5 protein-coding genes are annotated in these 8167 nt (G+C 73.5%); 2 read left to right on the top strand and 3 right to left on the bottom strand.

What is annotated here, in order from left to right; genetic code table 11:
* Both E1283_RS27015 and E1283_RS27010 read right to left on the bottom strand, forming a co-directional pair.
* A partial coding sequence (locus tag E1283_RS27015) for a cyclic nucleotide-binding domain-containing protein (protein ID WP_243745132.1) occupies positions 1 to 811 on the bottom strand: 811 nt, incomplete at its 3' end.
* Between the two features lie 104 nt (positions 812 to 915).
* On the bottom strand, positions 916 to 2343 hold the full coding sequence (locus E1283_RS27010) for a family 2B encapsulin nanocompartment shell protein (RefSeq protein WP_132820771.1): 1428 nt from the start codon (positions 2341 to 2343) through the stop codon (positions 916 to 918).
* Between the two features lie 385 nt (positions 2344 to 2728).
* On the opposite strand from E1283_RS27010, the gene E1283_RS27005 reads away from it, so the two are divergent.
* The gene (locus E1283_RS27005; protein ID WP_132820770.1) at positions 2729 to 5176 is read left to right on the top strand and encodes a right-handed parallel beta-helix repeat-containing protein; all 2448 of its coding nucleotides are present in this window, start codon (positions 2729 to 2731) and stop codon (positions 5174 to 5176) included.
* 16 nt (positions 5177 to 5192) lie between these two features.
* On the opposite strand, the gene E1283_RS27000 is transcribed toward E1283_RS27005, so the two are convergent.
* Positions 5193 to 7520, bottom strand: a complete 2328-nt coding sequence (locus tag E1283_RS27000; protein ID WP_132820769.1) for a hypothetical protein — start codon at positions 7518 to 7520, stop codon at positions 5193 to 5195.
* Between the two features lie 170 nt (positions 7521 to 7690).
* On the opposite strand from E1283_RS27000, the gene E1283_RS26995 reads away from it, so the two are divergent.
* The coding region (locus E1283_RS26995) for a DeoR family transcriptional regulator (RefSeq protein ID WP_132820768.1) at positions 7691 to 8167 on the top strand (477 nt) is incomplete at its 3' end.

Here is an 8167-nt window from a genome sequence, read left to right as displayed (position 1 = left end):
TCGGCTCGTTGTACAGATCCGCCACCCGCGAGTGCACCCGCAACACCGTCTGCGCCACACTCAGCTCGTACTCCCGAGGCGCCAACTCGTAGTCCACGAACGTCCCCGGCAACACCGGCTCCCCCACATGCCCCGACGCCAACGCGACATCCGCCTCACCGCGCCGGTTGGTCGCCGGGGTGGAGCGGGCGGCGACGTCCTCGAGGTGGGCGCGGAGCGCGGGGTTCCGGTCGGCGAGGGCCCGGACCTCGGCCAGCGGCAGGGCGAGCACGGTGCAGCGGGTGACGGCGCGCAGGGTGGTGGGCCAGTCGCCGGGCTCCCCGGCGAGCGCCTCCGCGCCGGCGTGGTCGCCGTCGGCCAGCACGCCGAGGCCGGCCTCGGCGTCGTACGCGCCGGGGGCCAGCCTGCGGACCTTGCCGTGGGCGATCAGCAGCACCTCGGTCACCGGGTCGCCGTGGTCGGCGATGACGTCGCCCGGGGCGTACTCGCGCTGTACGCAGGCGGCGGCCAGCACGGTGAGCGCGTCGTCGTCCGCGAAGCCGCGCAGGGGAGGCAGTTCGGTCAACTCGGCGGGGATGACGCGGACCTCGGCGCCGGTGGACACGAATTCGACGCGGCCGTTTCCCAGGGTGTGGGTCAGCCGCCGGTTGACCCGGAAGGTGCCACCGGAAACCTGCACCCACGGCAACACCTTCAACAACCACCGCGAGGAGATGGCCTGCATCTGCGGCGGCGTCTTGGTGGTGGTCGCCAGATTCCGGGCGGCGGCCGTTTCGAGGCTGGTGGGCGCGAGGTCGAGCGGGGAGTTCACGCGGGTTCTTCCTTGTCTTCTCGGAGGGTCTTCTCAGAGGGTGGGAGTCGGATTCCGGGCACGCCGGCGGGGCCGTTTCCGGCCCGCGCCGGGTAACCGCGGGCTCAGTGCCCGATTTCGACGTCCTCGAGAACCCCCAGCGCGTCGGGAACCAGCACCGCGGCCGAGAAGTAGGCGCTCACCAGGTAGGAGATCACCGCCTGCTCGTTGATTCCCATGAAGCGGACGGAGAGGCTGGGCTGGTATTCGTCGGGAATTCCGGTGCGGTGCAGCCCGACGACGCCCTGGGCCTGCTCGCCGGTGCGCAGTGCCAGCATCGAGGTGCCGCCGCTCCGGCTGACCGGGATCTTGTTGCACGGCAGTACGGGGACGCCGCGCCAGGCGGGCACGGCGTGGCCGCCCAGGTCGGTGCTGTCCGGGTAGATGCCGCGGGCGCTGCACTCGCGGCCGAAGGCGGCGATGGCCTTGGGGTGGGCGAGGATCACGCTGGGGTTCTTCCAGACGGTGGACAGCAGTTCGTCGAGGTCGTCTGGGGTGGGCGGGCCGCTCCTGGTGTGCACCCGCTGGCCGAGGCCGGCGTTGTGGAGGAGGCCGAACTCCCGGTTGTTGACCAGCTCGTGCTCCTGCCGCTCACGCAACGCCTCGACCGTGAGCCGCAACTGCTCCTCGACCTGGTTCATCGGCTCGTTGTACAGATCCGCCACCCGCGAGTGCACCCGCAACACCGTCTGCGCCACACTCAGCTCGTACTCCCGAGGCGCCAACTCGTAGTCCACGAACGTCCCCGGCAACACCGGCTCCCCCACGTGCCCCGACGCCAACGCGATATCCGCCTCACCGGCGGCGTTGCGCTGGGCCGGGACGGCGGCCCGGGTGCCGGCGAGGTGCTCGGCGAGGCCGGGCGCGCGGTCGGCGATCTCCTGGAAGGCGGCCCGGGTGAGGGTGAGCACGGTGCCGCTGGTGCGGGCCCGCAGGGTGTGTTCCCAGGTGCCCTGCTCCTCGTCGACGAGGGCCCGGTCGCCGTGGAAGTCGCCGTCGGCCAGCACGCCGAGGTCGGCCTCGGTGTCGTAGCGCCCGGGGGCCAGCCGGTCGACCTTGCCGTGCGCGATGAGCACGACCCGGTCGGCCTGGTCGCCGGCCTGGACGAGCACCTCGCCGGGGCCGAAGTCGCGCTGGACGCAGGCGTCGGCGAGCAGCCCGAGCACCTCGGTGTCCGAATACCCGGAGAGCGCCGGGAGTTCGCCGAGTTCGGCGGGAATCACGCGGACCTCGGCGCCGGTGGACACGAATTCGACGCGGCCGTTTCCCAGGGTGTGGGTGTGCCGCCGGTTGACCCGGAAGGTGCCACCGGAAACCTGCACCCACGGCAACACCTTCAACAACCACCGCGAGGTGATCCCCTGCATCTGCGGCGGCGTCTTGGTCGTGGTGGCCAGATTCCTGGCCGCCGCCGTGTCGAGACTGAGCCTCGAATGCGCGGCACCGCTTTCCAGGGCGCCGCTTTCGGGGGTCGGCTCGATCGAGGTCGTCATGCTGTCGCACCGCCAATGTGGGTCGTACAGAGGGCAATTGAGGGATCCCGCGAAGAAGCTAAAGGCTCACGCCCACGGGGGCAATCACCCGAAAGTGGGGTCAACGCCGGGATTTCCAAGGCCTGTTGTTGGGTATCGAGGCGTGACGTTCCTGCGGTGATGCACCCATGGCACCCAACGGAACACGGAGCGTCACCACATAGGGTGAGGGGGCGTGCGAGCGCACAACCGTGGTGCGGGAGGCGTGGAGAGGGCGCGAGCGCGCCGTGTCCGATCCGGTCATCCCATCGGTCCACGGCGCGCTAACGTGGAGCGACCAGGCACGCTGGCAGCGCGCCGAGGTGACGGCTCAGTTGACGTTGACACGTTTGGGGCACATCAGTCCATGACTAAGGGCTCGGTCCAGGTGACGCACACCGGAACAGCACGCTGGCGGCGCCGGACCGCCGTCTACAGCACGGTCACCGAAGCCCTGGCCGCCGCCGCCGACGGCGACGTCCTGGTCCTGGGCCCCGGCACCTACCGCGAGAACCTGGTGATCGAGCAGTCCGTGACGGTCCGCGGGCCCGGCGAGGACAGGGACGGGCCGGCCAGGATCGCGCCGGCCGACGGCGTGCCGCTCACCGTGCGCGGCTCCGCCACGATCCAACACCTGCTGATCGAGGGGCAGGACACCACGGCGCCCGCGGTGCTCGTCGAGAACAGCACCCCCGAGCTCACCGGGATGCGGGTGCGCACCGCGTCGGCGGCCGGCATAGAGGTGCGCGGCGGCGCCCGGCCGACCGTGCGGAACTGCACCGTGAGCAACCCGACGGGCACCGGCATCAGCGTGGCGGACGGCGGCGGGGGGCTGTTCGAGGAGTGCCAGGTGACGGAGTCCGGCCAGCCGGGCATCACCGTACGCGGCCCGGCCCACCTCCGCCTGGAGCGCTGCCAGGTGCGGCAGTCCGGCGGAGCCGGGCTCTCGGTCACCGGGGACGGCTCGGCGGTGGACGCGGTGGACTGCGAGTTCACCGACATCAAGGGCACGGGCGTGCGGCTGGCCGACCGGGCCACCGCGCACCTGACCGACTGCCGGGTCGGCGCCACCACGGGCGACGGCATCACCATGGACACCGACGCGGTGCTGACCCTGGCGGACAGTGTGGTCTCCGACATCCCGGAGAACGCGCTCGACCTGCGGTCCCGCGCGGTGCTGACGCTGATGCGCACCACCGTCCGCAAGTTCGGCCGCAACGGCCTCTCGGTCTGGGACCCGGGCAGCCACGCCGACGCGCACGACTGCGAGATCCGGGACAGCACCGGCGACTACCCGGCGGTCTGGGTGAGCGACGGGGCCACCGCGGTGCTGGAGTCCTGCCGGGTGCACCACGTGCCGGACGCGCTGTTCGTGCTGGACGGCGGGTCCCGGGTGGACGTGGTGGACAGCGCCATCGAGGACGTGCGCGGCTCGGCCGTCTCGGTCAGCGACGGCGCCACCGCCCGGCTGGACGCCTGCCGGGTCCAACGGGTGGGCACCGGCGCCTGGTTCCGCGACCGGGGCAGCGGCGGGTCGGTCACCGGCTGCACCGTCCACGAGGCGCGGACGGGATTCATCGTCACCAAGGAGGCCGACCCCACCGTCGAGGACTGCACGGTGAGCGGTGCGGCGGAGGCCGGGGCGTACGTCTCCGCCGGCGGCCGCGGCCGGTTCACCCGCTGCCGGGTCAGCGACTCGGGCGGCTACGGCTTCCACATCATCGACGGCTGCCGCACCGAGCTCACCCGCTGCCGCACCGAGCGCTGCACCAGGGGCGGTTACGTCTTCGCCGAGGACAGCCCGGTGCTGACCGACTGCCACAGCGACGAGTCCACCGCGCCGGGCGTCGACGTCCGGCTGAAGGTCACCGACGCCGCTCCCCCGCCGGCCACCGGGTCGCCGGGGGCGGCTGCCGGCACCGGCCGGGGGAAGGTCACCGACACGCAGGTCGACCGGACGACCGGCAAGGCCCCGCCCGTCGCGGAACCGGCGGCCGCGGACGGCCGACCGACCGACGAGGTGCTCGCCGAGCTCGACACGCTGGTCGGGCTGCACACCGTGAAGCGCGAGGTGCGGGCGCTGATCGACATGATCGAGGTCGGCCGGCGCCGCCAGCAGGCCGGGCTCAAGGCCGCCTCGGTGCGCCGGCACCTGGTGTTCACGGGCTCTCCCGGCACCGGCAAGACCACGGTGGCCAGGCTCTACGGGGAGATCCTGGTGGCCCTCGGGGTGCTGGAGCGCGGCCACCTGGTGGAGGTCTCGCGGGTCGATCTGGTCGGCGAGCACATCGGCTCCACGGCGATCCGCACCCAGGAGGCCTTCGAACGGGCCCGCGGCGGCGTGCTGTTCATCGACGAGGCGTACGCGCTCGCCCCGGAGGACGCGGGGCGGGACTTCGGGCGCGAGGCGATCGACACGCTGGTCAAGCTGATGGAGGACCACCGGGACGCGGTGGTCGTGATCGTCGCCGGCTACACCGCGGAGATGGAGCGGTTCCTCGCGGTCAACCCCGGCGTCGCCTCCCGGTTCTCGCGCACCATCACCTTCGGCGACTACTCGCCTGAGGAGCTGCTGAGCATCGTCGGGCAGCAGGCCCAGGAGCAGCAGTACGACCTGGGCGCGGGCACCCAGGACGCGCTGCTGAAGTACTTCACGGCGATGGACCGCGGCCCCTCGTTCGGCAACGGCCGGACGGCCAGGCAGACCTTCGAGGCGATGGTGGAGCGGCACGCCGGCCGGGTGGCCCGGGTCGAGGACCCGAGCACCGAGGAGCTGACCGTGCTCTTCCCGGACGACCTGCCGCCGCTCGTCTAGGAACGCCGGCGCCCGGTCACGGCTCGCTGCCGGCGAGTGTCCCGGCCGACTGCTGCCCTGGCAGGGCCGCGGGCCGGCCGCGGACCAGCCGGTCGAAGAGATCGGCCCGCTCCGCGGAGAACGCCGGGTCGGCCGCGTAGTCGCCGTGCCCGAGGATCGGCTCGGGGAGTGGCCTTGCCAGGTTCCGGCCGTAGTGCAGCGGGTCGGCCAGCGGGCCGCGGTCGACGGGCGGCGCGCCGGCGCCGGCCACCCCGACGGGGCCGCCGATCGGGTCGGTGGCGCGCCACAGGTTCCGCCAGCAGGACACGTCGTGGTGGAGCGCGCGCAGCGCGGCCGGGCCGAAGTAGACGGGGAACCAGCGGCCGTACAGTCGCTCGATCGGGGATCCGTGGGTGAGCAGCGCGATCCGGCTGCGGGTGGCCGCGTCCAGCTGCCAGACGGCCGCCGCGGCCAGCACGCTGCCCTGGGAGTGCCCGGAGATGACCAGGCGTCCTCCGGTGCTGTCGATCCAGGTGCCCATCCGCCACGACAGGTCGGGGACGGCGCGTTCCGCGTAGCAGGGCGGCGCGAACGGGTGGGCGGCGCGCGGCCAGAAGGTGCCGACGTCCCACAGGATGCCGATGGTGCGGCGGGCGCCGGCGTCGCGGTAGGCGCGGCGGCCGAGGGCGACGAGCAGCACCACGCCGGCGCCCATCAGCCAGGACCCGGCGGTCTGGAAGGCGTCGGCGACGGCGGAGACGGCGGCCGGCGCCGACTCGGCGGCGCGGGACGGCGGGTCCCCGGTGAACGCGCCGGCGACGCAGACGAGTCCGAGCGCCAGGCAGGAGCCGGTGATCCAGCCGATGGCGCGGGGCGCGACGTCGGTGAGTTCGGCGCGGGCGACGGCGGAGGCGATGCGGCGGCTGCGGTCCTCCTGCGGCTCGCAGGGCTCGTCCGGGTAGCGGTCCCTGACCCCCGGCTCGAGCTCGCGGCGCCTGGCGACCACCCGGAACAGGGCGGCGACGGCGAGCCCGAGTACGACGAGGAGCCAGGCCGGGATCGCGGCGGCCTGCCAGCTGAGGATCACCGGTGGGCCGGCGATGGTGGCCTCCGGTGGGTCGCCGGCCGAGCCGTCGAGCGCGTCCGCCACCCACTCGGTCATGCCGCCGGTCAGCACTCCGCCGAGCCCGCAGGCGAGCAGCCCGACGGCGGCGGCGCCGAGGCCGAAGAGCGCGCCGCGGTCGGCGCTCGGCGCCTGTCGGTGCAGCCGGTGGGCGGCGAGCGCCAGGGCCACGACCAGGACGCCCTGCGCGATCATCAGCCCGGGGAAGATGCCAGCGCCGGCCGGGTGCCGTCCGCTGGTGAGCCACTCGGGCCGGCTCCAGGCGGTGTGCGCCAGCACGGCGAGCAGCAGGGCAAGGGCGCCCCAGGGCAGGGCCCTGGCCAGCGGCGGCTCGGGGGCGTCGTCGCGTTCCTCCTCGGTGCGGCCGTGCCTGACCAGTTGGACCAGGACGACGAGCCAGCCGGCCGCGGTCAGCGCGGCCAGCACCCAGCCGACGGCGGCCAGCGCCCCGCTCCCCTGCGCGCCGCGGTCGTGCGGTCCGGTGGCGGTGAGCAGCGCCGCGGTGATGGTCAGCAGTCCGACGGCCGTGTGTCCGGAACGCAGCCGGGCGACGATGCCGCGGCCGTACCAGAACCCGGCGCGGCTGAGTAGGGCCGGCTCGTCGTCGTCGGGCCGCGGACGCACCGGCGGGGAGGCGGACTCGTAGGCGCTCCAGGTGCGGTGCGAGAGCCACCAGAGCAGCAGGATCAACGCCAGCGGCAGGGCGGCGCCCAGCGCGAGCCGCCGGCCCGGCTGGGCCCACCAGCCGCTGCCGGTCAGCGAGTCGATCCAGCCGCTCTCGGCGGCGCAGGCGGCGGAGCCGGCGCACTGCCAGGCGATCAGGTCCAGCGCGACGGCGCAGGCGCCCGCGGTGAAGAGCACCGTGAGCGTGAGGGCGAGGAGCCGTACCAGGACGTCGAAGCCGTACTGGGTGCGGCGGGTGCCCCGGGCGGCCGGGCGCATCCAGTGCGCGAGGTTGACGATCATGAACGGGAGCAGCAGCAGCCAGAGGGCGCGGGTGCCGTTCCCCGAGGTGAGGTTGGACCAGGAGTACGCCTCGCGCAGCGGCCGTTGGTCGTCCCAGGGCCGGTCGTCGAGGTCGTCGGTGCGGCGGTGGACGCAGGCGGTGGCGTCGCCGGTGACCCGGGTGGTGCGGGTGTCCTCCAGCATCGCCTGCGGGGTGGTGCCGCCGACGCCGTGCACCAGTAACTCCAGGGCCGGCTCGTCCGGCACGGGTGTCGGCGTGTTCTCCTGGGCGTTCATCCGCTCTCCCCCCTGTGACGTCCTGCCCTCTCCTGTCCTCTGTCCTGTCAGGGCCACGCCGAACCTTCCCCGATCGGGGGATGTTGGGACGTGCGAGGATGACTCATTCACCGGTGAGGAGCCACCGTGAGCGACGCACGCGCGGGCGGAGAAGCGAACAAGGAGACACCGTGAGCGACAACCAGAACCTGCTGGCCGGGCAGCGTCGTGCGCTGATTCTGGACGAGGTCAGGCGGCGGGGCGGTATCCGGGTCAGCGAGTTGACCCGGATGCTCCAGGTGTCGGACATGACGGTGCGACGCGACCTGGACGTGTTGGCCAGGCAGGGTGCGCTGGAGAAGGTGCACGGGGGCGCGGTTCCGGTGGCGGAACGCCGCACCCACGAGCCGGGCTTCGAGGCCAAGTCGTCGCTCGAACTGTCGGCCAAGAGCGCCATCGCCCGGGCCGCGGCCACGCTGGCGACGCCGGGCAGCGCGGTGGCGTTGTCCGGCGGCACCACGACGTTCGCGCTGGCGCACGAGTTGCTCGAGGTGGCCGATCTGACGGTGGTGACCAACTCGGTGCGGGTGGCGGACGTCTTCCACCACGCCAGGCAGTCGACCGACGGCCATCGGGCGGGCGGCGGGGGCGCGGCGACGGTGGTGCTG

Source organism: Streptomyces hainanensis, from assembly GCF_004348415.1.
In the GTDB taxonomy this organism is placed as follows: Bacteria; Actinomycetota; Actinomycetes; order Streptomycetales; family Streptomycetaceae; genus Streptomyces; species Streptomyces hainanensis.
This window is presented reverse-complemented; position numbering and strand designations above follow the sequence as displayed.